Raw genomic sequence first — 25,683 nt, 5'->3', positions numbered from 1 at the left:
AACAAAACCAAATGAATGAGGCGACAGGCGGACTCGAACCGCCGTACGAGGTTTTGCAGACCTCTGCCTAACCACTCGGCCATGTCGCCTTTTAAAGCAAGTCAGTTAGTACGCCCGACAGGACTCGAACCTGTAACCTATTGCTTAGAAGGCAATTGCTCTATCCAGTTGAGCTACGGGCGCTCAACTTAACAAGATGTCAAAAAAAGTGAGATTTCCTGATCAACAAACGGTAATCAGGAAATCTCGGTGTCGGGGAGACAAGATTTGAACTTGCGACCCTTCGCTCCCAAAGCGAATGCGCTACCGGACTGCGCCACTCCCCGGTTTCCGTCTTCAAGACAGATTCCAAAAATACGAACCATTCATTTCGCAGGCAAATACTTTTATGGATTTTCTTTAGATATTTCTGACAAAAGCCGCGTACTAAAGTTTTGCCAACTCAACTTTTCTTTTAATGGAATCAACCGCTTTTTAATATCGGTTCTTATTTCTGCTTCAGACAGTTTTTTTATGGCCTTGGCAAGTTCTGATGGATCCTCTTTAGGCACGATCCATGCTGTTTTTCCATGATCTATATGCTCTGTTAATCCTTTCAGGTCTGTGACAATGGATGGAAGCAGAAAATTAATGGCGTTAGCCAAAATTCCACTTTGGGTTGCTGAGCGGTATGGCATCACTAAAACATCAGAAATGAAAAAGAGCTCGGCCATTTCCTGATCGCTGACAAAACGGTCAATAACGGTATAATCACTTTTGTGTTCGGGCTCGATCTGTGACAGTAACGTTGTTTTGTCTGTATAAAATTCGCCGGCTATCAAGGGTTTTATCTGATCCATTTTCAGGTCCAGGGAGTTTAGCGCATTGATGAAAATATCCAATCCCTTGTAGGGTCTGACCAAACCAAAGAACAAAGGAATGTAGTCTTCCTCCAGGAATCCATATTTCTCCCTTAACTCTTTTCTGGAAGATCCGGGAAATGGCTGTTCATACACAGGATGAAAGAGCACAGATATCTCACTTTCTATATGTAAAGCGTTCGCTTCATTCAGGCTCTTTTCAGAAAGTAAAAGGATTTTGTCGGCAGTATTAAGGAGCTTTTGAGATAGGTTTTTCCCAAATGGGAAACGTTCATGGGGCATTACGTTGTGAGCCAACACACTGATCTTTACTCCCGGTTTTTTCTTTTTTATAAGATGAACGATCCTTAGGTAAGCAGCAGCAAAGAAAGGATGCCAATAGGTAAATAAGACCTGATCGGGATCCGTTTCCAATATTTTTTCTGCACTTTCTCCCCAATTGAAAGGATTCCAGGAATGAATTACCCGTTTGGCATATTCGGTTTGTGTTTTATGGATGTCAAATTGTGTTTTTCCGGGGAACAGAATGCCGGGATATAAGTGAGAAAAGTTGATGGCTTCAATATCCGCCATCGTTTTGAGGTTTTGGTAGAGATAATCACTAAAAGTTGCAATCCCTCCCCGATAGGGTGGAAAAACACTGACTATGGTAATCACAAATTTTTCTTTTGATGGTAATGGATAGTTCAGGTAATCACAAACAGAAAGGATAGTTTTTGTGTCATTTTTGCCTAATTATGCCTTTCTTTGCATGGAAATTTTTACGACCAATTTTACATCATGAGACAATTAGTTTTAGGGTTATTATTAGCATGCTTTGCCTTTGTTGAGGTAAACGCACAATCGATACGGATTACTGAGAGAGGAAATACTCGGTCTTTTTCTTATGATCAATTCTATATAGCAGGCCATAAAGTTGATATTTCAGAATTGGGTTTAACAAATTCAGGAAGATCTTCTTTAAATAAAGTTACTGCAGTATCAGGTGTTATAGGGCTTGGAAAAGTTACTCTCTACAGTGGTTCAGGAAAGAAAATTACTGAAGTCCCTTATAGCATTGGAAACGGAGATGATTCCATTAAGCTTTATGTAAAGCCTGACGGAGGGTTCATATTAAGAGAAAATATCGCCAACTTTTTGTTCTTTGGCCCAAATGGGAAGATCCAAAATTCGATCTCGAACAGTTCGCAAAGTCCGGAAGGAGAGGCTGTCTCAGAGCTATCTGCCGACCCTATGTTCAAGACGGTGGTGCTTTACAACCCTAAGATCATACGTAACGGAGGGGAACAGTCTCGCGCCCGGGTAATTGACAACAGAGGAAACGCTACGGAGATTTTTTATGATTCTGACCGGGCTATCAAGGAAATATTTGTTTCCAACAATGGACAGTTTATCGCAATTGTTACTATGGCTCAGGGCTCAGACGACAGAGTTGAAGTGATGGACCGGTTTGGTAATGACCTGGCTGACTTTACTTTCAATCAGAATATTAACGGTATTGAGTTTTCTTCTGATGGAAGGTACATAACCATTCATTCAAACAGCAGGGTAGGAGTATATTCGTTGATAACAGGAGAAAGGGAAGGAAGCACAAGTTTCAGAAATATGTTACAGTACGCTTCTTTTGTACCCAGCGATAAAAATATCATAGCAATAACGGCTGAAGAAACAGGGAATAAATTATCTGATGTTGAATTCCATGCGATCAATCTATCGGCTCGTTCTATTGAAAGGCAGGAATACAATGGGGCACTCGGTATTTCAGATTTGTTGCCTATTTCTATGGAAAGAACCGGCTCCAATACCTACATGTTTATGGGGCTGAACAAGGTGTTAAATGTTTCGATCAGTTTTTAGAAGCACGAACAAATTTTCCTTAGCCAAATAAAAAAGCCTTGCTCAATGTCATATTAAGCAAGGCTTTTTATTATTGTGTGAGATATTTAGATTATGCTTCTTTGGGCTTTTCTTCAGAAGCATCTTCTTCATCTTTTTTCTCAGATTTCGTCTCGGTTTTAGGCTCAGCCTCTTCCCAGTCAAAATCCAGACCGTCTCGCGATTTGTTCATCTTGATCTTGATCACCGAACCTTCGTGATGTTCGTTCTCAAGTAATTCTTCAGCAAGCGGATCTTCAATATATTTCTGAATCGCTCGCTTCAGCGGGCGGGCTCCATATTTTTGGTCAAACCCTTTATCCGTGATGAATTCTTTAGCTGCTTTGGTGACATCAATCTCATATCCAAGCTCTTTGATTCGCTTGAACAGATCTTCATTCATGATATCGATGATCTTGAAGATATCTTCCTTCTCAAGCGGACGGAAAGTGATAACATCATCAATACGGTTCAGGAATTCCGGGTTGAAAACTTTTTTCAGCGCATCCTGAATTGTGGATTTCATCTTGGCATAATCGAAAGCAGAATCATCCGTATCAAAACCGATTCCTTTACCCATGTTGCGGATGTCACGAGCCCCAATATTGGAAGTCATGATGATAATCGTATTTCGAAAATCAACGCGACGACCGAGGCTGTCGGTAAGGATTCCATCATCCAGCACTTGTAGCAAGATGTTAAATACATCCGGATGGGCTTTTTCAATTTCATCCAGCAGAACTACGCTGTATGGTTTGCGGCGGACTTTCTCAGTCAGTACACCCCCTTCTTCATATCCAACATAGCCCGGAGGCGCTCCCACCAGGCGAGAAACGGAGAATTTCTCCATGTACTCACTCATGTCGATGCGAATAAGCGTGTCTTCTTTATCAAATAAATACTTGGACAGAACTTTTGCCATTTCGGTTTTACCCACACCGGTAGGCCCGAGGAAGATAAAAGAACCGATAGGACGAGAAGGGTCTTTCAATCCGGCCCGTGTTCTTTGAATAGCTTTGGTTAGTTTGATGATAGCCTCTTCCTGACCAATCACTTTTCCGGACAGGCTTTCCTTCATCTTGAGGAGTTTTTGTCCTTCTTTTTGAGTGATTTTATTTACAGGAACACCGCTCATCATAGCGATTACGGAAGCTACATCTTCTTCATTTACATCATAAATGATGTTTTCAGATTCTTTTTCCCATTCACGCTGAGCCATCTCCAATTCTTCGATCAGGCGTTTCTCTTTATCACGGAGTCGGGCAGCTTCTTCAAAACGCTGTTTCTTAACCATCGAATTTTTCTCTTCGCTGGTTTTTTCGATCTCTTCTTCAAGGTCGATGATATTTTGAGGAACCGTAATGTTAGACAGGTGAACACGAGCACCGGCTTCATCCAAAGCATCTATGGCTTTATCGGGAAGGAAGTGATCGGTTACATAGCGATCGGTGAGTTTAACGCAAGCCTGAATAGCATCATCCGTAAAGTGAACACTGTGGTGCTTTTCGTACTTGGGTTTGATCTGGTTGAGAATTTCGATGGTTTCTTCAGGAGTAGTCGGATCAACCATGATTTTCTGAAAACGTCGTTCCAGGGCGCCATCTTTCTCAATAAACTGTCGATATTCGTTGAGCGTGGTTGCTCCAATTGCCTGAACATCACCGCGAGCCAAAGCAGGTTTCAGCATGTTGGAAGCATCCAGTGAGCCACTTGCGCCGCCGGCTCCAACAATAGTGTGAAGTTCATCAATAAAAAGGATGACATTATCGGTTTTTTCGAGTTCTGTCATAACCGCTTTCATGCGCTCCTCAAACTGCCCGCGATATTTGGTTCCGGCCACCAGAGCGGCCAAGTCCAATGCAATAACACGTTTGTCATAGAGCACCCGCGATACTTTTCGTTCAACAATGCGGGTGGCTAATCCTTCAGCGATAGCGGTTTTACCCACACCCGGTTCACCAATAAGAACGGGGTTATTTTTCTTGCGTCGGCTCAATACCTGGGCCACACGTTCAATTTCTTTTTCCCGGCCAATAATAGGGTCGAGGCGGCCTTCTTCGGCCATTTCAGTAAGGTCTCGGCCAAAGTTGTCGAGAACCGGTGTTTTTGATTTTTCCATTTTCTTTTCTCTTGAGCTTCCGGAACCGGATGATGATCCCTTTGAAGTGGAAGCACTTGCGGTCATGGAAGAGGCATCATTTGGCTCTTCCCGGGATTTCCCTGAAATGATGAGGTCGAGTTCCTCGCGAACGGCATCATAGGAAATACTAAACTGCTGCAAGATCTGTGCAGCTATATTTTCGTCATCTCTGAGCAGCGACAATAGTAAATGCTCAGTACCAATTGTATCACTTTTGTAGAGCTTAGCTTCGAGATAAGTGATGCGTAAAACTTTTTCTGCTTGTTTGGTAAGCGGAATATTTCCGACTTGTACAGAGCCACCGGTACCTCTAACCGTATCCTCAATCGTTTTTTTCAGTTTAAAGAGGTCGCAGTCTAAATTCTTGAGAATTCGAACAGCCACGCCATCTCCTAAGCGAACGATACCTAATATTAAATGCTCGGTTCCAATGTAATCATGTCCGAGCCGAAGAGCTTCCTCCCGGCTGAATTGGATAACATCACGAACTTTGCTTGAAAAATTTCCCTCCATCTGACGAGTTCCTTACGTGCTTTTTTTGAAAATAATTTTTCTGTAATTCAGATAAAAAAACGTGCAAAACGCAGCTTTAGTTCATTACTACTCGAAGGTAGTAGCGCGGAAAAGTAAATGCAAACTAAATGCCAACGGATTGTATTAAAATAATGAAGAACCGGTCATCTCTTCCGGTTTCTCTAATCCCATGAGTTTCAGAATAGTAGGCGAAACATCCGCAAGAATCCCATCTCTCAGTGTAATATTTTCGGGATAATTGACAACAATCGCGGGTACCAAAGCGGTAGTATGTGCGGTGTGCGGACTCCCATCTTCCTTGATCATGCAATCGGCATTCCCATGATCGGCTATAATCAATGATCGGTATCCGTGTGCATTGGCTGTTTCAATTACTCTCTTGAGTTGCTTGTCAACGGTTTCTACGGCTTTAATAGCTGCTTCCATAACACCGGTGTGGCCTACCATGTCAGGATTGGCAAAGTTGAGTACTATAAATTGATACTCTTCAGAACTCAGTTTTTCTATCAGCGTATCCGCTACCTTTTCAGCACTCATTTCAGGCTGAAGGTCATAAGTTGCCACTTTCGGGCTGGGAATCACAATACGATCTTCGCCTTCATTCGGAGTCTCCACTCCACCATTAAAAAAGTAGGTGACATGTGGATACTTTTCGGTTTCTGCTATTCGGAATTGTTTAAGTCCTTGTTTGCTGATCCACTCGCCCATCGTGTTTTTCAAATCCTGGGGAGGATATGCGACATGGGCAAATTCAAAAGTTTTATCGTAAGAAGTAAAAGTGGTGTAATGCAGGTCAAGTTTTTCCACATCAAACTCATCGAATCCCTTTTCATTGAGAGCTCGTGAAATTTGCCGGGCCCGGTCTCCGCGAATATTGTAGAATATCACAACATCACCTTTCTGAATACGTGACTCCGGAGAACCATCCAAAAGAACAGGCTTGATGAACTCATCGGTTACATCACTTTTGTACGTGGCTTGAAAGGCTTCCTCAGCAGAGTTGAATTTTTCGCCTTTCCCGTGAACCAGCAAATCGTAGGCAAGTTTGATACGTTCCCAGCGGTTATCACGATCCATTGCATAATAACGTCCCACAACCGATGCAAGTTTTCCAACTCCGATCTCCTTGGCTTTAGCTTCAAATTCCCGGGCGTATTCAATTCCTCCTTGTGGAGAGGTATCCCGGCCATCGGTAAATGCGTGAACATTCACGTTGTCGATCCCGTGATTTTTACAAAGTTCAAGAAGTGCAAAAAGATGTTCATTATGACTATGAACGCCTCCATCCGAAAATAATCCCATAAGATGGATCTTATTTTGGGATTTGGCTTTCTCAGCTGCAGTAAGAAGTTCTTCATTCTTGAAAAAAGAACCGTCTTTAATGGCTTTGTTGATGCGGGACAATTCTTGCCAAACAATTCGTCCGGCTCCTATATTAAGGTGGCCCACCTCAGAATTCCCAAATTGTCCATCCGGGAGGCCTACATTTTCTCCACTTGCAGAAAGTTTAGAATGTGGATTGTTTTGGAAGAGGGAATCTATAAAAGGAGTGTCAGCTTGATCCACGGCGCTGACGCTCGGATCTTCAGCCAACCCGAATCCATCTAAAATGACGAGCAATGCTTTTGATTCGGGATTGGCCATCCGTCAATATATTTATAGGTTGTTAACGTACTTCGTGAGCTGAGCTTTTTTGCGTGCAGCATTATTCTTGTGAATAATACCTTTTACGCTCATTCGGTCGAGAAAAGAAATAGCGTCTTTAAGCGCTTTTTCTGCTTCCGCTTTATCGTTGATTTCATACACATTCTTAACCAGTTCTCTCATTTTTGAGCGGCGCGCACGATTGTGCTTTCTGTTTTTCTCAGCCTGACGAACTCGTTTTTTGGCTTGTTTGGTAATTGGCATTGGTAAACTGTGCTTTTTGATTTGGTATTACCCGATTTTTATCGAGAATCCAAAATTAAGAGTTATGAAAATATTAAACAAGAATTGATTGAATAATTAACAAGATAAGTTTAATTTAGCTGATCTGTTATGATAGTGGTAATCGATGGGCCCGCAGGGTCAGGAAAAAGTTCAACAGCAAAAGCCGTAGCGGCAAAACTTCAGATTCAATTTCTTGACTCGGGAGCTTTGTACCGAGTGGCTACGCTAATTTTTTTGAACGCCGATAAAGATTACCAAACGTTCTTTGACCGGTTGGAAGAAAGCAAAATCTCATTTCATTTCAAAGATGGAAAATTTCATGCCATCCTAAATGATCAGGATGTAAGTGATGAGATTCGTTCAATGGAAGTTTCAAAACATGTAAGCGATGTAGCTTCAAATCCTGATGTCAGGAAGTATGTAAATGATTTAATGCGAGAAGTTGTTAAATCTAATGTCTATATCGCTGACGGTCGGGATCTTGGTACTGCAGTATTTCCCGATGCAGCTCTAAAATTTTATATGGTTGCTGACTTGGAAACCCGGGCTCAGCGCCGTTATGAAGAAGTTAGGGCAAACGGAAAGAATGTAACACTCGAAGAAGTGAAACAGAACATCACTCAACGGGATGATACAGATTCAAACCGAAGTTCAGATCCTTTGAAACAAGCCGATGATGCTATTTTAGTAGATACATCGGATATGACTTTTGATGAGCAGGTTGCTTTCATTTGCCAGAAGATCGAACAATTAATTTCACAACAGAAAACTTAAACTTTAAACTTATCCCACAGTTGAAAGTCAATTGTGAGGTAAACCAATAACCAAAACGTAATGACTGAAGAAGTAAAACAAGAACAACAAGAACAAGAAGCAGCCGAAGAAACGGTTGAGGAAACTACAGCTACTGCCGAAGAAACTACGGATGAAGCATCAACTTCAGAGACAGAAACAAAAGAAGTTGAAGCAGTAGAAAATGAAGAAACAGCGGAAGAAGCTGAAGAAAGAGAGAGTGAAGAAGAAACTCTGACGCACGTATTTTCCGGGGATGTTGAAGGAGAAGTGTACAATATTGAAGATCTCCAACGCCCTTCTGATGAATATTCAGATGAAGAATACGAAGAAATGGTGGGTATGTACGAAAATACCCTCAATGAAATTGAAGAGAAAGAAATTGTTACCGGCCGTGTAGTTTCTGTTGATGAGAAATACGTTGTTGTTGACATTGGTTTCAAATCAGAAGGTATTATCCAGGTCAATGAGTTTTCGAATGAAGCCCTGGAAGAAATGGAGCCCGGCGACGAGATCGATGTGTTCCTCGATCGCGTAGAAGACAAAGAAGGACAGCTGATCCTTTCCCGCCGAAAAGCCGACATCCTGCATGCCTGGGAGAAAATCGAAGCATCTCACGAAAATGGCGATATTATCGAAGGTTACATCAAGCGACGTATCAAAGGTGGTATGGTCGTGGATGTGATGGGAATCGATGCCTTCTTGCCTGGCTCACAAATTGACGTGCGCCCGGTTCGCGACTTTGATGCTTATGTAGGTAAAACCATGGAGTTTCAGGTTGTTAAACTCAACATGGCTGCCGAGAACGTTGTTGTTTCTCACCGCGCACTTATTGAGTCTGATCTTGAGGAGCAGCGTGAAGAAATTCTCGAAACCATCGAAGCCGGTCAGGTGCTCGAAGGTACCGTTAAAAATATTACCGACTTCGGTGTATTCATCGACCTTGGTGGCGTTGACGGCCTGTTGCACATTACCGACCTTTCTTGGGGACGTGTGGATGATCCAAACGAGATCGTATCGCTCGATCAGCGCATGAACGTTGCCGTTATCGACTTTGACGAGAAGAGCAAGCGAGTATCTCTTGGATTGAAGCAACTGCAACCGCACCCGTGGGAAGCTATCAACGAGAAATATCCTGAAGGCATGAAAGTTCAGGGCCGTGTAGTTTCTATCGCAGATTACGGTGCATTCATCGAGCTCGAAAAAGGTGTTGAAGGCCTGATCCACATTTCTGAAATGTCATGGACACAACACATTAAGCATCCATCTCAATTAGTAGAGAAGGACGACATCGTAGAATGTATTGTGCTGAACATCAACGAAGAAGAGAAGAAAATTTCTCTCGGTGTGAAGCAGCTTGAGGATGATCCATGGGCTGATATTGAAGATCGCTTCCCGGTTGGCTCCAAGCATACCGGCGTTGTTCGCAACCTCACCAACTTTGGTGTATTTGTTGAACTTGAGCCAGGTATCGACGGCTTGATCCACGTTTCTGACCTAAGCTGGACAGAGAAAGTTGACCATCCAAATGAAGTGGTTGATAAGGATCAGGAGATCGAAGTGGTGATTCTTGGAATCGATTTTGATAACCGTCGAATCACTCTTGGACACAAGCAAGTGGAAGACAATCCCTGGAAGAAATATGCTGAAGAATACGCTCCCGGCAACAAAGTTGATGGTGAAGTAGTGAAAACTACCGATAAAGGTGTATTTGTGAAGCTACCTTTAGGTGTTGAAGCATTCTTGAATTACAGCAAATCAGTTGAAGCTGAGTATAAAGAAGGCGACAAAGTAGAAGACGCTTTTGTTCTGAACTTCGATGAGCAAAGCAAGAACATCGAACTCAGTCAGCTCGACTCTGACAAATCCAAGGCTAAGAAAGCCAAGAAAAAAGTAGAAGAAGCCGATATGGAAACAGGCGCACCTACTCTTGGTGAAATGTCCGGATTAGCAGCATTGAAAGCTGATATGGAAAAGCAAGAGCGCGAAGAAGCTCAGAAAAAAGCTGACGCTGCCAAAGCAAAGAAAAAAGCTAACGAAGATAATTCTGACGAAGAAGAATAATCTTAAGCTTCATTAAGTTGGAAAGCCGCATTCATTAAGTTGAATGCGGCTTTTTTATTGGCTGAAAATTATGGACTACTAATCTCCCAAGCTTTGCGTTAACTTATCCGACATGAAAAAAATACAACTTATCATATTTCTGCTGATTGGGATTTTTCAGCTTGCGGAAGCGCAACGTTATCCATTCCGAACCTTTTCTATTGAGCAAGGACTAAGCGAGTCGGTGGTGTATGACATGGTTCAGGATGATGATGGCTATATTTGGTTAGGCACCGGTTTTGGGTTAAATAAGTTTGATGGGATCCGGTTTCAGACCTACTTCGAAAATGATGGGCTTAACAGTAGTCGAATTCGTTCTCTTCATAAATCTCGGGACGGGAAGATCTGGATTGGTTCAGAAGGAGGAGTGAATTACCTGAATGCAGACAGTATACAATCCAAGCCTGTTTTGGAACCGTTAAATACGACTACTGTCATTTCTATTTTTGAAGATAAAGCCGGTAATTTATGGTTTGGAACCGATGGTAATGGGGTATGGCAATATGACGGGGAAGAATTCTTGACCCAGTATACGACCCTCAATGGATTGGTTGATAACAGGATTCGTGCTATCGAAGAACGACCAAACGGAGAACTTTGGTTTGGTACACGGGCAGGAATCACGATACTAAAAGATGGCAATTTTGTGAATTTAACCCGGGAAAACGGACTCAGAAATGAAAGGATCCGAACTATCAAAGCTGACCCGAATGGTGGTGTTTGGATAGGTTCCAGGGACGGTTTACTTTATTATAACTTGGGAGAATTCAAAAACTTTACTACCGATGAAGGACTTGTGAATAATTTGGTTCAAACGATCACAATAGACGGAGAGGAGGGTGTTTGGATTGGCACGGAAGAAGGAGTAAGCTTTTTTGATGGTTCAGGATTTAAAAATTATACCGTTGAATCCGGACTTTCAGCCAAGATCATACAATCTGCACTAAAGGATAATGAAGACCATATTTGGTTTGGGACGTATGGCGGCGGCGTTAATCTTTTTCTGGGAGACTATGTAGCTAATTATAACAATGAACAGGGTTTGCCAAATAATCTGGTGACTTCCTTTTCTGAAGATGAAAATGGGGTCATTTGGATTGCCACTTTTGGTGGCGGGATAGCCGCCCTGCAGAATGATATATTTATAGATCATAGTTTAAATGAAGACCTTCCCGATAATCAGATCTATACTTTATTCCGGGATTCAAAACAGCGCACCTGGGTGGGCATGGGGGACGGCCTTGCATATATAGAGCAGGGAGAAGTGAAGGTCTTTGATGCAGAAACATTTCCATATCCCCGGGTGAGAAATATTATGGAAACTTCGGAAGGAGTCTTTTGGATAAGTACTTATGATGATGGAATCATACGCTATAATGGGGAACAGTTTGAACAGATTTCGGTGGGCGATGGTTTGGTAAGTAATCGTGTCCTCGTTTCAGTAGAGGGAGATGATGGCTCAATATGGATTGGTACTTACGGTGGTATTACCCGGTATAAAGATGGGGAATTTCAGAGTTTTGCAATTCAGGAAGGGCTCCCAAACAATGCGGTGATGAACCTTGAAAAAGATGATGAAGGCACTATTTGGGCATCAACATTCGGAGGAATTGCCTGGTTTGATGGACTCAAGTTCCAAAGCATTACCCGAAATGATGGACTCCCTGACGATGTGTGTTACTTTATACATCAGGGAAAAGACGGACTTTTCTGGATTGGCACGACCAATGGGGTTGTCCGTTTTGATGCAGATATCTACTTCGGCCGTAAAAAAGCGGACAGGGCTTCGGCCTTCAAGGTATTGAATACAGAACAGGGGCTTATTGCCGATGAACTCAATTTAGGTGCAGTTTATGAAGACCGTTCGGGGAAGCTCTATTTTGGGACAGTAGAAGGATTTAGCAGGTTCGATCCTGATTCCTATGAAGGAAATCCGGTGCCTCCAAAAGTTCATATAACAGAAATCATAGCTTCCGGAAGACAGTATCAGGCAGGAAAGCCATTCATATTATCTCATGAAGAAAATTACCTCGAGATACAATATGCAGGGATAAATTTTACAGCGCCAAATCAGATTCTTTATGAATATAAATTAAGTGGTATCGACCCTGACTGGCAACAGACCTCTGATCGCTTGGTTAAGTATCCTTCACTGCCGCCCGGAGATTATGTCTTCAAAGTACATGCCCGAAATATCAACGGAGCCTGGAGCGAAGAAGTTGAAGAGGTTCGGTTTAGTATTACCGCTCCATTTTGGATGCAATGGTGGTTTTGGATATTGATCATTCTTGTAATTGTGGGCATCATTTATCTCTTTTATAACTACTATCGCGCACGTAAAATGATCGATATTGAACGAATGCGGGTGCGTATTGCCAGTGATTTGCACGATGATGTTGGAGGCAGCCTGACAGAAATAGCATTGCAGTCCGATTTTTTGTTGGCAGGTGGAGCCGATCCGGAAATAAAGAAATCATTAGAGCAGATCGGAAAGCAAAGCCGTAAAATTGTTTCCAGCCTGGATGATATAGTTTGGTCGATTGATGCCCGAAATGATACCCTTGGTGACCTTACAGACCGCATGCAGGATTACATTCTCCACACTCTTGAACATAAGAATATGGTGGTAAATTATGATTTTGAGGAGCTTAATATGGATAATAAGCTTCCGGTGTCGGTGAAGGAAAATGTGTATCTGATTTTTAAGGAAGCTGTTAACAACATTGCGAAATATTCAAACGGTGATCAGGTAGACATAAAGATGGAAAATGATCACGGAAATTTTGTATTTGAGATCACGGATAATGGCACTTCAGGAAAAGGCACTAAGAAAACCGGTCATGGTTTGCGTAACATGGATATGCGAGCGAAACGGATTGGAGCAAATATTACTATTGACACGGAGAATGGATTCACCATAAAAGTTGAGGGAACGTTAAACGCTAACTAAGGAGATGTTATGGCAATTATAGGTATTGTAGAAGACAACAAGAAGATCAGGGATCTGATACAAAGATATTTGGATATGCAAGATGGAATGACCTGCCCGGTAGCCGTTGATTCAGTGGAAGAGATGCTGGAGTATCTGGATGAGCATCAACGGCCGGATGTGATGTTGATGGATATACAGTTACCAGGCATGTCTGGCATAAAAGGCATGGAAGTTATTAAGTCAAAGTACCCGGAAATCGAGATTATAATGCTCACCGTATATCATGATTCCCACAAGATCTTTGATTCTCTTAAAGCGGGAGCTTCCGGTTATTTGTTGAAACACACTTCTCTTCCTGAGATCAAAGAATCTATAGAAAACTTGCTCAAAGGAGGAGCCCCAATGTCTCCGCAAATAGCGCGCAAAGTGATCTCTCATTTTAACGAAGAAGCTCCCAAGAAAAATGAAGACAGTATGCTCACCAATCGCGAACAAGATATCGTAAATGGATTGGTAGATGGACTAAGTTATAAAATGATCGCCGACCGCTACGATATTTCTATCGACACCGTTCGGGCGCATATTCGAAACATCTATAAAAAATTGCATGTTAATTCTAAGGCAGAAGTCATTGCAAAATCGCTTCGAGGCGAGATTTAGTCTCTTATTAACATCATCATGTGATAAAATGTAAGGAGCAGGATGTCTATTTTAATCGCAGAAGCAAACCCAAAGCCCCAGCGAGGTAACTGAGATGAAGTCACAATCAATATCGCACCGTTTATTTCTTTTAATACTTCCTTTTCTATTAACCGGGTGTTACACTCAGTTCCGCACATACGATCAGTTTCCCATTGATGATGTGTCTTATTCCGCTAATTATTCATGGGACGAATACAAAAATCAAACAGCTCATGAAGCGGACAATAGTGAGGAAAAATTAAGTCCTGAAGAAGAGGCTTTACTCATGCAAATGGAACTCGAAGAAATGGGTATCTATTATCAAAATTATGAAGTTCGGAAGTGGTATGAGGAACATTACGCAAACAAGCTTTATTGGGAAGGATATCATGATGGATTTGCCGATGGCTATTCAACAGGATATTCTGATGGGTGGCTGGGTAGCGGTTATTTCCCTTTCAGTGCCCGCTTTAGCATAGACCGTTATCGGTACCTTCGAGGTTATACCGGTGCATTTGATTATTACAACTTCTACCATTATCCAAGATATTATTCTTACTTCTGGTTTGGATTTGGAAGTTTTTATCAATCTGGATTTTATGCCGGTTTGTATAACAATTGGGGCTACTACGGTCCTTATTATGGTGATTATTATTGGGGCTATAATCCATATTATGGATACTATGTTTCTTATAATAATTACAATTGGAACAGGAAATATAGTAGAAGTGCAGACCTTTACAGAAAAGGTCCTCGCAACAGCAGGCTGGTCAATAGAGATGAGTACAGAACCCGTGGCAGCAGTAGCCTTAACCGGAATAGCGGAGATATAAGATCTCGCAGTAACGGCATTACACGTACCCGTACCGCCAACAGCGGAACCCGTAGTAGAATAACAAACGGAAGCTCGGTTGGACGAAATTCATCCGGAACCGTAGGGCGAAGTCGGGGTTCATCAATAGGTAAATCACGTTCATCAGGGAATGATAGCAGAAGTCGTGGCAATGGTTCATCGGTAGGTAAAAGATCTTCTAATGGCGATAGTGGGAAAAGCCGCGCAAGAGACCGGAATAATTACCAATCCAGCTTTGGACAAACCTCGGTAAGAGATATCAATGTGTCGGATGTCAGGAGTCGAACATTCACAATCCCTGCAAGACAAATTTCAAGACCAGATTTCAATTCAAGAAGATCAAGCATTTTTGATCTTTTTAAGACCAGATCAAATTATAACTATGAAAAATTTGATGTTAACTCATATAATGATAAAAGATTTCGGTCTGTAAGTTCTTCCTCTGGTAGAAACAAAGGAGTAAGAAGTAGTTCATCAAAGTCTTCATCAAGAAGTTCAAAGGTTTCCAGAAGTTCTTCGTCAAGTAAATCATCGGGAAGCAGAAGTCGCAGCTCTTCAAGCTCAAGTAAGCGAAGCCGCGGCGGAAACTGAAAGACTCCACATTCCCCCAATTATAATTACCATTTAATATGCTCATGAAGAAAATATTATTTCTTCTGATAGCCCCCTTACTGTTGGTGAAATCCATACAGGCCCAGGACGGAAATCAGCCTTCATCTTATGCAAACCTGGCATTGCAGTTCAGTACACAAAATTTTAATGGCGATGCCGCTAATGGTTTTATGCCTTCGGTCTCCTCAGCTTATGGTTTTGGTAGCTATGTGGATAATCCCGCAAGTGTTGCTCTTCTGGATAAGAGTGCTTTCAGCTTTGGATTATACAATTCTGACGTAGAATCGGAGAATAATTACAAAGAAAATGTAATTGTTGCTGAAAATAATAACCTCGGTTTTGGTGATGTAGGAGTGATATACAAGTTACCTACAACGCAGGGGAGCTTTGTTTTTGGAGGGGGGTACAACCGGTTAACCAATATGAGAAGTACAAGCAGGTTGAGCGCAAGAAATAATGAAAGTACGATTACGGATGAATTTAGGGAACCCGATAGCGATTATTATGAAATCGCATATAATACCTATGCCACCGATTGGGGAGATGTAGATGCTACCTACAGGGAGTCTATTTTTAGAATAGGATTTAATACCTATCCGGGTATTACCCAGGAAGCCGAAATCACTCAATCAACAAATATTGGTGAATACTCAGTCTTTTTTGGGACGGAGTTTCAAAAGAATTTGTTTTTGGGAATTTCAGCTGGCATTACCTCCGGTACTTATAGATATCGCAGAGACTTTCTTGAATTGGATGAATTCAATGATTACAACGCCGAATTCATTCCCTCTGACACGGAAGGGGAATTTACAGATGTAGATAATATCCTCACTTCTGACGAAATAGATTCAGATATCTTCGGTTTCGCTTTTCGGGCAGGATTCATTTATAAATTTAATCCGAATGTAAGTGTGGGGGCAAGTTACTTATTTCCTTCAACACTGGTAGTTCAGGAAGAATATTATTCATCCATTACCACAGAACTTGACGACGGCTCAACTCCATTTCAATCTGATTTTGCCAGCGATGGGGCTTACGAGTATCGCATTAAGAAACCCGGGGAAATAAAGGCCGGATTGACCTTCACCGATATGGGTAAATTTGATCTTTCCATAGCAGGTGAGTTAACGGATTATTCTAACATTCGGTTAGATTTTATTTCCGGCAATGATCTGGGTTTTATTGATGAAGTTGAGCTAAGAGAACGACAGGATGAGATTGCTGCATTCGTGGAAGCTCAATATAAGCTAACGGCTAACCTAAAAATGGGGATAGGTTATTCAGTGAATGATGACTTAAAGCTGAAGGTGGGATATGGCTATTTACCCGGTAAAAGTTCTGTTTATGAGGCAACCAAAAATATATTATCAGCCGGGTTAAGCACAAATATTACCAATAGCATTGTGTTTGACGTGATGGGGCAATATTCATTTTGGTCGGACCGTTCAGTAGCATATTCGTACTTTGATTACGAAGATGGAGGAATAGCTCGATCCGAAACCATAGATCATGAAATTAAAGCTATAAAAGTAATGGCAGGGATAAGATTTTTATTTTGATCAAGAGTACATAGTAGTAGATCCATAGATCCAAAATGTAAACTCCGTAGTTAGTTAGAAAAGGCCTCTTGATTGAGGTCTTTTTTTATATCCAGTTTTTCTTTCTAAAGTAGTAGATCATCACTACGGTAGCAGAAATCATAACAACCCAAACGGCCGGATACGCCCAGCGAACAGATAGCTCGGGCATATACTGAAAGTTCATTCCATATATTCCTGCAATAAAAGTAAGAGGAATAAAAATCGTGGCAATGATAGTGAGTACTTTCATAACCTCGTTCATCTTATTGCTTACCTGGCTCATATACATATCCAGCATGCCCAATACCATATCGCGGTAATTTTCAAGTCCGTCTATGATTTGAACCAAGTGGTCGTGTACGTCTCGGTAGTAGATCTTATTTTCTTCATTTATTAGGTGCGATTCTTCCCGAAGAAGTGTATTTAAGCTGTCTCTTAAGGGCCAAAGTGCTTTTCTGAAATAAATAAGTTTTCGGCGTAATGCATGGATCTGTTCGGGGATAGTATCATCAAAGTCCTCCAATATCTTCTCTTCCAGGATCTCGATCTCATCTCCAAGTTTTTCCATCACCTTAAAGTAATGGTCTACAACCGTGTCTATCAGGGCATAGGCGAGGTAATCTGGTCCTTCTTTGCGAAGTCTTGGGGCACTATTGCGCAACCTGTGCAAAACGGGCTCAAAGATGGGAAAATCATCCTCTTGAAAGGATAATACACTGTTTTTTGAGAGCACAATGCTTACCTGTTCCACATTCAAGTCGCCCGTTTCTTCAACAAAGCTCATCATTCGCAGTACAAAAAACATATGTTCCGGATATTCTTCGATCTTGGCACGCTGGTTGGTATGTATGATGTCTTCCTGAATAAGGGGATGCAATTCAAAATAGCTCCAGATGTGCTTTAGCTTTTCTACATCGTGAAGACCACATACATTAACCCATGTTTTTGAAGGGGATTCAAGATAGGGTTTACTTTCTTCGATCTCTGTGATGTCATATTCTCCCAACTGATCTACATCATAATCATAGAGGTTCATAGTGATGTGTTCGAGCCTTTTTTCTCCGGTAAAATGCAGGGTACCGGGGGCTTGACCAGGTTTTTTAAAGCTCTTTCTTTGCTTTAGGAAATGGGGAATGGGAAGTCGCTTTGTAATCTTTTTTACCATGCTAATCTGGTTTTTTTCTAAGGGTAATGGACAAAAGGGTTTGTAGCAAATTAAAAAACTAACTCCAATACCATTTGGGATTTATAATAGAATGTAAGTTTGAATATTAAATATGCCCCGAAAACCAATAAGGGGGATGAGTCAAAAAATTAGTGAACCTTAGTATCCTTATGTTTTGGTAGTAGAAAATGAGTCAATCAGATATAAGATTTTGTAACCAAATTTTATTCTAAGCCACTTCAGCTCGTAAAACTTCCAGTGGAGGTTTGTTGTGAACCCCTCTTGTGTTCAGAAGGCCAATGAGCAATACTAATGCCGTTAAGATCAGGATTTCAACGCCAATGATGTAGAAGTTGGGCACGAAATCAATTTCGAAATAGAAATTTCCGATCAGGATACTGGCCCCTACAGACAGGATCAATCCGGTAATGGAAGCCATGATCCCCAAAAGTGCGTATTCTATGACCTGTATTTTCACAACCTGTTTTTTTGCTGCTCCTAATGTTCGCAGTAAAACAGCTTCCCGTATTCGCTGAAACCTTGAAGTGGCGGCCGAACCAGCCAACACAATGAGGCCGGTTATAATGCTAAAAAGCCCGATGAACTGAATTACAAAAGTAACTTTATCCAAAAACTCACGAACGGTTTCAAAAACAAGGCCCACATCAATGGCTGAAACATTAGGATAAGCTTGCACGAGCTCTTGTTGTAGTCTCAGCGAAGATTCACGGCTTCCGGTATTGATGGTAGTAGCAAAAAACTGAGGTGCACTTTCCAAGACACCGGCCGGAAATACGACAAAAAAGTTAGGGGAGGGTTGATCCCATTTTACCGTGCGGGTACTGGCAATGTAGGTCTGAATTGGTATTCCCTGCACATCCCATGTCAGTGTATCGCCAAGGGAAGCATCAAGGTCTTCCATTTGATCTGCTTCCACGGAAATTGGGACAATATTATTAAATCCATCTGCCCGGCCAATCCATTCTCCACTGGCCAAAGTTTCAGTCTCAAGTAAAGAATCCCGGTAAGTAGAGCGATATTCCCGGTTCAAGGCCCAACCGCGAGGGTTAGTGGTGGTGTCTTCCCGAAGTTCTTCGGGGCTCATCCCGTTGATAGACTGAATGCGCATGGTGACGATCGGTACATTCTGAAGAATTTCATGTCCACTTGCAGAGATGATCTCATTTACACCATCATTTTGATCGGATTGAATATCATACAACGCCAGGTTCGGGAGGTCGCTCTCATCCCCGAAATCAATTTGTGAGAGCAGCATATCCTGGGTGAGATACAATGAACTGATCATAGTGACTCCAAGCCCGAAGGTTAGCAGCAAGGTCGTAGTTTGATTATTCGGACGGTATAAATTGGCTAACCCTTGTCTTAATTCATAGGAAAAACCCGCTCGTAAAAATCGCCGGGAACCTTTCATGATCAGCTTTGCAAAACCGGTCAGCAGCGTAAGGCAGGCAATCAGCCCCAATGTGAAAAACAATGCGGGTACTATCTCACCGATCATCAACCAGGCATAGCCTGTTACAAATACCAAAAGGGTTACAGAAAGCAATACTTTAGTCTGCGTTGTCAGAAGTTCAACCAGGTTTATGCTAATGCTTCTTAATGAGTAAAGAGGAGATATTTTTTTGACGGCCAATAATGGAAAGAGGGCAAATAAAATAGAAATGAGCAGTCCGGTGCCGACCCCAATCCCAACAGAAGACCATGAAATGAACAATTCGATATCCACCGGTAAGAAGTCTTGCACCAAAACCGGCAGGTAAAATTGAATGAGAGAACCAAAAAGTGCTCCAAGTACAGAGCCGATCAAACCCATTCCTGCGGCTTGTATTAAGTAGATCATCAAGGCTTGATCTGAAGATACCCCCACACAACGAAGTACTGCAACGGTATTTATCTTTTGCCTGATGTAAACAAATATAGAACTGGCAACTCCGATTCCACCTAATAGCAGAGCAATAAAACCAATTAAGTTTAAAAAATTGGAGAGATATAAAATCGCTTCACCCACTTCTTCTTCCCGCTCATCCACCGTGTCATAACCAAAGCGAAGTCCTTGTTCATCCCGAAGTTGATCGAGACGATCATCCACATAGGCCATATCGGTACCGGCGGGAAATTTATGCCAGGAAACATATTCAAGCCTGCTGCCTCGCTGCAATAAACCGGTTTGTTCTACACTTTTCTTCGGGATGAAAATTCGGGGCCCAAAGAAAGACGCAGCCACAGGTTGACCGGGAATCTCAATCAGCGTTCCTCCGATTTCATAGGTAACCTGCCCGATCTTGACTGAATCTCCGGGTTCAAGTTCAAAAAGCCGCATAACCGGTTCATCAACCAGCGCGGTTCCGTTTTGCTGAAAGGTTTGAGCCGCCGAGGCAGGTTCTGTGATTAACTCACCGTAAAATGGAAAACTCCCTTCAACGGCTGAGATCTGAGAGAGGCGCGTATTCCCATTTAAAGGAAAATACGCCATGGAGTTGAACTTTAAGGCGGTTGATACCTCGCCGCCCAGCGAATCTAATACAGCTTGTAACTCATCTTGAAAGGGTGCATTTCGTTCTACTTCAAGATCGGCACCAAGTAATTCTTTGGCTTGGTTTTCGATACTTTGGTTCAAATTGGCACGGAATGATGTGATTGCCACCTGTGCCGCAACCCCGACAATAATGGCAGCCATGAATAAAAAAAGTTTAGACCGGTTTGAGCGTGAATCACGCCAGGCCATTTTCAGGGTCCATACCCAGGAGTTAGATCGTTTACTCATAGGGATTCAGCCGCAGTTTCAGGTTTTGGTTCTGCTTGAGAATCCTCAAAGATCTGACCATTTTTCAACTTGATGATCCGGTCACATTTTTTTGCCAGTTCCAGATCGTGAGTAACCAGAACTAAGGTCGTTCCCTGTTGTTCATTCAAATCAAAGATGAGTTTTTCGATGTATTCTCCGGTTTCAGTATCAAGATTACCGGTCGGTTCATCCGCGAATAAGATCTTAGGTTGATTGATAAATGCCCTTGCGATGGCCACCCTTTGCTGCTCCCCTCCGGAAAGTTGGGTAGGATAATGATGAGTTCGGTCACCAAGGCCAACACTTTCGAGCAGTTTTTGAGCACGTTCGCGGACTTCCTTAGTAGCTTCGCCTCGCAATTCCAGCGGAACCATCACATTTTCGAGCGCCGTAAGGGTTGGAACGAGTTGGAAGGTCTGGAAAACAAACCCCACATGCTGATTCCTGACCTGTGCTCTCTCGTCTTCATTGAGCGGATTGAGTGGGATTCCATTTAAATTTACGCTGCCTGAAGTTGGACGATCCAGGCCCGCGCAAAGCCCCAATAAAGTTGTCTTACCGGAACCGGATGGCCCTACGATAGCACAGGATATTCCCTTCGGAATTGAAAAATTGATATCATTGACCACAGTGAGCGTTTTATCGCCGCTCTGAAATTCACGAAAAAGCTGATGTACTTCGAGTATATTTGACACGTTTCTTATTTGATTTGAATGATACCGACACAAACAACGGTTTATTACTGAAACATTCCTTTAAAATTTGAGAAAGAGTACGTCACCTTAATTTAAAAGTTGTCCAAATAATTCTATGAAATTACTGCTGATCTTTTTTGCCTCAATAGTATCAATCTCTTCTTATGCGCAATCAGCTTCCTCCAAAACTATTTTATTTTTTGGGGATAGCATCACGGCTGGGCTCGGGGTTGATAAAAGCAAGGCATTCCCCGCTCTAATACAAAACAAAATCGATTCTGCCGGCATAAATTATGAGGTGATAAACGGAGGTTTAAGTGGCGAGACTTCGGCCGGCGGATTGCGACGAATTGATTGGGTTCTGCAACGGGAGATCGATATTATGATTTTGGAATTGGGAGGAAATGATGGTTTAAGAGGAATTGACCTGGCTGATACCCGGCAAAACCTCCAGCAGATCATAAATAAAGTACAGACAAAATATCCCGACGTCCGCATTATTCTTGCAGGCATGCAGGTTCCTCCAAATTTGGGACAAGAATATACCCGTGAGTTTCAACAGATCTATCCTGATTTAGCTGAAGAAAACGGCCTCCCGCTAATTCCCGGAATTTTAGACAAACTGGGAGGGAATGAGGCACTAATGCAGTCTGACGGTATCCACCCAACGGTAGAAGGACACAAAGTGATCGCAAATAACATTTGGCAAACGCTGGAACCTATGCTAATGTAAACGAGGCCAACAGTTGGCGCTGTCGCTACATACATGCATACTTTTTCAATCTCCGGCTTCAACCTTAAATTGTAATGATTTGAATTTAAACTATATAAGATGAAAAAATTATTTTTACTTCCCATTCTGATCTTAATTTCAACATTAACACTTGCACAGGATTCTCTGCTCAGCTACCAGCCCAAAGTGCTTTTAGTTACCGCTCATCCGGATGACGATGCTTTATTTTCTGCTACGGTTTTCAAAACCACAAAATTGTTGAATGGAAAGGTGGATCTTGCGCTCATGACCAACGGTGAAGGCGGTTATACCTATTCTACGCTTGGAAATTACATCTACAACAAAGAATTGGATAAAGAAGAAATTGGCCGGCAATATCTTCCGGGTATTCGCAAGCAGGAATTAATGGCCGGAGGGGAGATCGTTGGCATTAGAAATTATTTTTTCCTGGATCAGCCTGATTTTTATTACACCGAAGATGTGGAAGAAACCCTCGATAAATGGAACAAGGATTGGGTTCATGAACGAATGGTTCAGATCCTTGAAGAAGGAAATTATGATTTCATGTTTCTGATGTTGCCTTTCGAGAATTTTCACGGACATCATAAGGCCTCGGCAGTTTTGGCTTTACGAGCCATGAAGGAGTTGCCAAAAGAAGAACGGCCAATTGTGTTACAAGGGTTTATTCGCCGTGGTGATGATCCGGGTGTCTCATTTACAGAAATGGAGGGATATCCGGATACCAAGGTGATGAAAGGAGAAATCTTTGAATTCGATCGAAGCCAAACATTTGGAGCTAATGACCGGCTCAACTATAATATTATCTCAAATTGGGTGATTGCCGAGCATAAATCGCAGGGTACCATGCAACTGCTTATGCAAACCGGGGAAAAAGTGGTGGAGCAGTACTGGTACAACGAGATCAACGGAACAAATGGTTTAGAAAAAGCAGCTGAGTTTTTTGAGGCAGTCAATGCAGTACAACCTTAGTTTGATGAAGTGATTATGTAATAGAGTGATGAAGCCTCTGATAAAACATCTCTGACAGCTACTTCATCACTTAATCACTTCATAACTATGTCACTATTCACTCAATGAAATAGGAAATACTTACGCTTGCCCGTACTTCTACCGTTTGGGAGAAATCCATCATGGAGGCATCACGGGCGGCTGACATCATTTCCATAGAACTGGATGTTTTTTGAGGCAGGCCGATGTAATGATCGGAGTAGTTAATATTGGATACCGGGCCGATATCAACCCCGGAGGTTTTGGCGATCAATTCTGCCCGTTCTTTGGCAGCTTCGATGGCCGAGATCAATGCTTTTTCTTTGCCTTCGGCGATCTTGGAAGAGGAAAACTGCCCGTTAAAAGAATCAAAGCCATTTTCGATGAGGGTAAGCTGAATTTTTTCATACATCGAAAAATCCTCGAAGGTAATGCTCACCGACTGATTGGTTGCGGTAATGTACTCGGGGTTCTCGGTATTGTATCGGTTTCCATTTATCTGGCGACGATTCATACGCACCGGTTCGTAATCAATATTTTCTTCTTTGATATCAAGATCTTTGAGTACACTTGCCAGCAGCGATTCACGCTCTTGATGCAATTTATATGCTTCCTGTGGAGTTTTCCCTTCTGCATTGATGTTTACATTAAAAATGATCAAATCTGCAGGCAACATTTCGGAAGCGCTCATATTAATGGTGATGATCCGTTCCGAAACAGGCTGTTGAGCGAGTGTAGTGCAACTCATCCCGAAAAAAAGAAGACTGACAGTTAGCGTTATTTTGCTCAGCTTATTACCACTCAATTCCATACTCTTGTTTGATTTTTTGAACGTCTGCATAATTTTTTCCTTGATTTAACTTGAAAACGCGGCTACCCAGTTGATCAAATTCTCTGATCTCGTAACCTGCTCTGTACCAACTCTCTAATACTTCATAATATTGCTGATGTTTCTTTTTATTTCTCAAAACTATTCCAAAATCTAAAGGATCTTCAATACCCAAAATCTCAACATGAAGCAGTGTTCTGTGAACGGGAAACCGAGTTGCTTGAATCACACTCAGTCGGATTTTAGAATTTTCGTTCAGATTGATAGGGGAACTAGGGAAGGCGTCTTTATTTTTCTTTGGGGTGATGCTAATTTTGTCATGGTCAATCTTCACAGATCCGGCATTTCTACTAAAAAAGAGGGCGATAAAGGCAAAACTGTATCCAAGAACAGTACCCATAGAAATAAAGAAATTCGCCCATTCGGGGACATCAAAATCCAGAAGGGTAAGAGTGGATATACTGAGGATTGCAGCCACAACAATTCCCATGGATATTTTGAATTGAATAGATTCCGTAAAGGACACTCTGCCGGTAAGCGGATCTTTTTTCGAGCCGATCTTCAGAAGGTCAAATTCAGTCATTTTGATCAAGGATTTGAGTCACCGTTGGCAATATTTCTTTCACCCACAGGGCATACATTCTGGCAGAAGGGTGAAGGTCATCCGGGGCTATGAGGGTACTGTCATCAGCAGCAAGTTCTGAGATGGGAGTTACATTCACAAATGGGATGTTGTATTCAGCGGAAATATCACGGGCAATATCGTTGTACACCTGCAACTCCTGCCGTATCACAACCGGATTTCTGGATTGCCCAAATGGCGTTACCCCATAATTAGGAATGGAAATGACCCAAACATTTGAAGTGTCTGCGCCTGCAAAAGCAATGGCTTGTTCTAAAAGTTGACGAAATTCAACCTTGTATAGATCCAACTCCAGCCCCTGATATTGATTGTTTACTCCAATTAACAAAGAAACAATGTCGTAGGATGAGTCCGGGTTTGAAGCTTTGATGCCTTTTTTGAGGTCGCCGGTCGTCCAGCCGTTTGTTGCAATAACGGCCGTTGAGTCTATAACATATCCTCTCATTTCCAGGGAGTCAGCAAGCTGATTGGGATAATTTCTCACCGTATCAATACCGGTTCCAATGGTATAAGAATCTCCCAATGCGAGATATCGGACCGGATCTGGTGAATTGGACTGATCTTTTTGGGAAGCAGGCGAACAGGCCGAAATAATACATATAATAAGACTTGCTAAAACAGAGGGTGAAAAATAATTGTAAAGCTTCATTGATTTACGATTGTTCAGATTAAGTAAAAATGAAAGGATACAGTTTCAATCCAAAATATGCATAATTAAAATAATGGAAGCGCTTGCATTTATCCCCAAAACACACGTTTATTTGGTTAATAAATAATACAGGCTACGCATATAAAACAACTGCTTCCGTCGGACTAAAACCGGTGGGTTTGCTATTTAAAGTTTAACCTAAACAATCTTGTTATGCATAAAATGATACAGAAGGTACTAAAAGTTGGGTTAGTACTCAGCTTA

Annotated in this window: 19 protein-coding genes and 3 tRNA genes; 9 read left to right on the top strand and 13 right to left on the bottom strand. The window is 42.0% G+C overall.

Annotation, left to right across the window (positions count from 1 at the left end; all coding sequences use genetic code 11):
- Positions 1 to 18: 18 nt before the first annotated feature.
- From B151_RS0108885 to B151_RS0108870, 4 genes are all read right to left on the bottom strand, one after another.
- Positions 19 to 89: transfer RNA gene (locus B151_RS0108885), tRNA-Cys, on the bottom strand.
- A 20-nt stretch (positions 90 to 109) separates the two neighbouring features.
- A tRNA-Arg gene (locus B151_RS0108880) sits at positions 110 to 183 on the bottom strand.
- Between the two features lie 69 nt (positions 184 to 252).
- Positions 253 to 326: transfer RNA gene (locus B151_RS0108875), tRNA-Pro, on the bottom strand.
- Positions 327 to 386: 60 nt separating this feature from the next.
- Positions 387 to 1,517 carry a glycosyltransferase gene (locus B151_RS0108870; RefSeq protein WP_157470831.1) on the bottom strand — a complete coding sequence of 377 codons (1,131 nt, stop codon included), beginning with the start codon at positions 1,515 to 1,517 and terminating at the stop codon, positions 387 to 389.
- 123 nt (positions 1,518 to 1,640) lie between these two features.
- Between B151_RS0108870 and B151_RS0108865 the strand changes: the two genes are divergently transcribed.
- Positions 1,641 to 2,717 (top strand): hypothetical protein, encoded by a 1,077-nt coding sequence (locus B151_RS0108865; RefSeq protein WP_040516793.1) that lies wholly within the window; start codon positions 1,641 to 1,643, stop codon positions 2,715 to 2,717.
- A gap of 91 nt (positions 2,718 to 2,808) precedes the next feature.
- Here B151_RS0108865 and B151_RS0108860 read toward each other — a convergent pair whose 3' ends face one another.
- The 3 genes from B151_RS0108860 to rpsT form a co-directional block, all read right to left on the bottom strand.
- The gene (locus B151_RS0108860; RefSeq protein WP_020403271.1) at positions 2,809 to 5,388 is read right to left on the bottom strand and encodes an ATP-dependent Clp protease ATP-binding subunit; all 2,580 of its coding nucleotides are present in this window, start codon (positions 5,386 to 5,388) and stop codon (positions 2,809 to 2,811) included.
- Between the two features lie 144 nt (positions 5,389 to 5,532).
- Complete coding sequence (gene gpmI / locus B151_RS0108855) at positions 5,533 to 7,053, bottom strand: 2,3-bisphosphoglycerate-independent phosphoglycerate mutase (protein ID WP_020403270.1); 1,521 nt, start codon at positions 7,051 to 7,053, stop codon at positions 5,533 to 5,535.
- A gap of 12 nt (positions 7,054 to 7,065) precedes the next feature.
- Positions 7,066 to 7,317: a 30S ribosomal protein S20 gene (gene rpsT / locus B151_RS0108850; RefSeq protein ID WP_020403269.1), complete on the bottom strand. Its 252-nt coding sequence runs from the start codon at positions 7,315 to 7,317 to the stop codon at positions 7,066 to 7,068.
- Positions 7,318 to 7,446: 129 nt separating this feature from the next.
- Between rpsT and cmk the strand changes: the two genes are divergently transcribed.
- From cmk to B151_RS0108820, 6 genes are all read left to right on the top strand, one after another.
- A complete protein-coding gene (gene cmk / locus B151_RS0108845) occupies positions 7,447 to 8,112 on the top strand; it encodes a (d)CMP kinase (RefSeq protein ID WP_020403268.1) in 666 nt (221 codons plus the stop codon).
- A 60-nt stretch (positions 8,113 to 8,172) separates the two neighbouring features.
- Complete coding sequence (gene rpsA, locus B151_RS0108840) at positions 8,173 to 10,194, top strand: 30S ribosomal protein S1 (protein ID WP_020403267.1); 2,022 nt, start codon at positions 8,173 to 8,175, stop codon at positions 10,192 to 10,194.
- Positions 10,195 to 10,306: 112 nt separating this feature from the next.
- Positions 10,307 to 13,183 (top strand): sensor histidine kinase, encoded by a 2,877-nt coding sequence (locus B151_RS0108835; RefSeq protein ID WP_020403266.1) that lies wholly within the window; start codon positions 10,307 to 10,309, stop codon positions 13,181 to 13,183.
- Positions 13,184 to 13,192: 9 nt separating this feature from the next.
- Entirely contained in the window at positions 13,193 to 13,825 is a 633-nt protein-coding gene (locus B151_RS0108830; protein WP_020403265.1) for a response regulator transcription factor, read from the top strand.
- Between the two features lie 94 nt (positions 13,826 to 13,919).
- Positions 13,920 to 15,290, top strand: coding sequence for a hypothetical protein (locus B151_RS0108825; RefSeq protein ID WP_020403264.1), 1,371 nt, complete (start codon positions 13,920 to 13,922; stop codon positions 15,288 to 15,290).
- A 44-nt stretch (positions 15,291 to 15,334) separates the two neighbouring features.
- Complete coding sequence (locus B151_RS0108820) at positions 15,335 to 16,870, top strand: hypothetical protein (protein WP_040516789.1); 1,536 nt, start codon at positions 15,335 to 15,337, stop codon at positions 16,868 to 16,870.
- Between the two features lie 85 nt (positions 16,871 to 16,955).
- Here B151_RS0108820 and corA read toward each other — a convergent pair whose 3' ends face one another.
- The 3 genes from corA to B151_RS18320 form a co-directional block, all read right to left on the bottom strand.
- Positions 16,956 to 18,056 carry a magnesium/cobalt transporter CorA gene (corA, locus tag B151_RS0108815; protein WP_020403262.1) on the bottom strand — a complete coding sequence of 367 codons (1,101 nt, stop codon included), beginning with the start codon at positions 18,054 to 18,056 and terminating at the stop codon, positions 16,956 to 16,958.
- A 229-nt stretch (positions 18,057 to 18,285) separates the two neighbouring features.
- The gene (locus B151_RS0108810; protein WP_020403261.1) at positions 18,286 to 20,841 is read right to left on the bottom strand and encodes an ABC transporter permease; all 2,556 of its coding nucleotides are present in this window, start codon (positions 20,839 to 20,841) and stop codon (positions 18,286 to 18,288) included.
- Positions 20,838 to 21,557, bottom strand: coding sequence for an ABC transporter ATP-binding protein (locus B151_RS18320; protein WP_020403260.1), 720 nt, complete (start codon positions 21,555 to 21,557; stop codon positions 20,838 to 20,840). Before B151_RS18320 ends, B151_RS0108810 begins: the two co-directional genes overlap by 4 nt.
- Before the next feature lie 115 nt (positions 21,558 to 21,672).
- Here B151_RS18320 and B151_RS0108800 point away from each other — a divergent pair, with 115 nt between their 5' ends.
- Together B151_RS0108800 and B151_RS0108795 are read left to right on the top strand one after the other, a co-directional pair.
- Positions 21,673 to 22,290 carry an arylesterase gene (locus B151_RS0108800; protein ID WP_020403259.1) on the top strand — a complete coding sequence of 206 codons (618 nt, stop codon included), beginning with the start codon at positions 21,673 to 21,675 and terminating at the stop codon, positions 22,288 to 22,290.
- 99 nt (positions 22,291 to 22,389) lie between these two features.
- Complete coding sequence (locus B151_RS0108795; protein ID WP_020403258.1) at positions 22,390 to 23,280, top strand: PIG-L family deacetylase; 891 nt, start codon at positions 22,390 to 22,392, stop codon at positions 23,278 to 23,280.
- Between the two features lie 97 nt (positions 23,281 to 23,377).
- On the opposite strand, the gene B151_RS0108790 is transcribed toward B151_RS0108795, so the two are convergent.
- The 3 genes from B151_RS0108790 to B151_RS0108780 form a co-directional block, all read right to left on the bottom strand.
- A complete protein-coding gene (locus B151_RS0108790) occupies positions 23,378 to 24,046 on the bottom strand; it encodes an SIMPL domain-containing protein (protein ID WP_245550385.1) in 669 nt (222 codons plus the stop codon).
- A 46-nt stretch (positions 24,047 to 24,092) separates the two neighbouring features.
- Positions 24,093 to 24,617, bottom strand: coding sequence for a hypothetical protein (locus tag B151_RS0108785; RefSeq protein WP_157470828.1), 525 nt, complete (start codon positions 24,615 to 24,617; stop codon positions 24,093 to 24,095).
- An 85-nt stretch (positions 24,618 to 24,702) separates the two neighbouring features.
- Positions 24,703 to 25,419: an SGNH/GDSL hydrolase family protein gene (locus tag B151_RS0108780; protein ID WP_020403255.1), complete on the bottom strand. Its 717-nt coding sequence runs from the start codon at positions 25,417 to 25,419 to the stop codon at positions 24,703 to 24,705.
- Positions 25,420 to 25,683 lie beyond the last annotated feature (264 nt).

The sequence above is a fragment of the Gracilimonas tropica DSM 19535 genome (genome assembly GCF_000375425.1).
In the GTDB taxonomy this organism is placed as follows: domain Bacteria; phylum Bacteroidota; class Rhodothermia; order Balneolales; family Balneolaceae; genus Gracilimonas; species Gracilimonas tropica.
Note: the sequence above shows the minus strand (reverse complement) of the source record. Positions and strands in the feature narration are given on the sequence as shown.

Coding starts and splice junctions, on each gene's coding strand:
- B151_RS0108865 (WP_040516793.1), top strand. CDS start 1,641: ATGAGACAATTAGTTTTAGGGTTATTATTAGCATGCTTTGCCTTTGTT.
- B151_RS0108860 (WP_020403271.1), bottom strand. CDS start 5,388: ATGGAGGGAAATTTTTCAAGCAAAGTTCGTGATGTTATCCAATTCAGC.
- gpmI (WP_020403270.1), bottom strand. CDS start 7,053: ATGGCCAATCCCGAATCAAAAGCATTGCTCGTCATTTTAGATGGATTC.
- rpsT (WP_020403269.1), bottom strand. CDS start 7,317: ATGCCAATTACCAAACAAGCCAAAAAACGAGTTCGTCAGGCTGAGAAA.
- cmk (WP_020403268.1), top strand. CDS start 7,447: ATGATAGTGGTAATCGATGGGCCCGCAGGGTCAGGAAAAAGTTCAACA.
- rpsA (WP_020403267.1), top strand. CDS start 8,173: ATGACTGAAGAAGTAAAACAAGAACAACAAGAACAAGAAGCAGCCGAA.
- B151_RS0108835 (WP_020403266.1), top strand. CDS start 10,307: ATGAAAAAAATACAACTTATCATATTTCTGCTGATTGGGATTTTTCAG.
- B151_RS0108830 (WP_020403265.1), top strand. CDS start 13,193: ATGGCAATTATAGGTATTGTAGAAGACAACAAGAAGATCAGGGATCTG.
- B151_RS0108825 (WP_020403264.1), top strand. CDS start 13,920: ATGAAGTCACAATCAATATCGCACCGTTTATTTCTTTTAATACTTCCT.
- B151_RS0108820 (WP_040516789.1), top strand. CDS start 15,335: ATGAAGAAAATATTATTTCTTCTGATAGCCCCCTTACTGTTGGTGAAA.
- corA (WP_020403262.1), bottom strand. CDS start 18,056: ATGGTAAAAAAGATTACAAAGCGACTTCCCATTCCCCATTTCCTAAAG.
- B151_RS0108810 (WP_020403261.1), bottom strand. CDS start 20,841: ATGAGTAAACGATCTAACTCCTGGGTATGGACCCTGAAAATGGCCTGG.
- B151_RS0108800 (WP_020403259.1), top strand. CDS start 21,673: ATGAAATTACTGCTGATCTTTTTTGCCTCAATAGTATCAATCTCTTCT.
- B151_RS0108795 (WP_020403258.1), top strand. CDS start 22,390: ATGAAAAAATTATTTTTACTTCCCATTCTGATCTTAATTTCAACATTA.
- B151_RS0108790 (WP_245550385.1), bottom strand. CDS start 24,046: ATGAGTTGCACTACACTCGCTCAACAGCCTGTTTCGGAACGGATCATC.
- B151_RS0108785 (WP_157470828.1), bottom strand. CDS start 24,617: ATGGGAATTGTTGTGGCTGCAATCCTCAGTATATCCACTCTTACCCTT.
- B151_RS0108780 (WP_020403255.1), bottom strand. CDS start 25,419: ATGAAGCTTTACAATTATTTTTCACCCTCTGTTTTAGCAAGTCTTATT.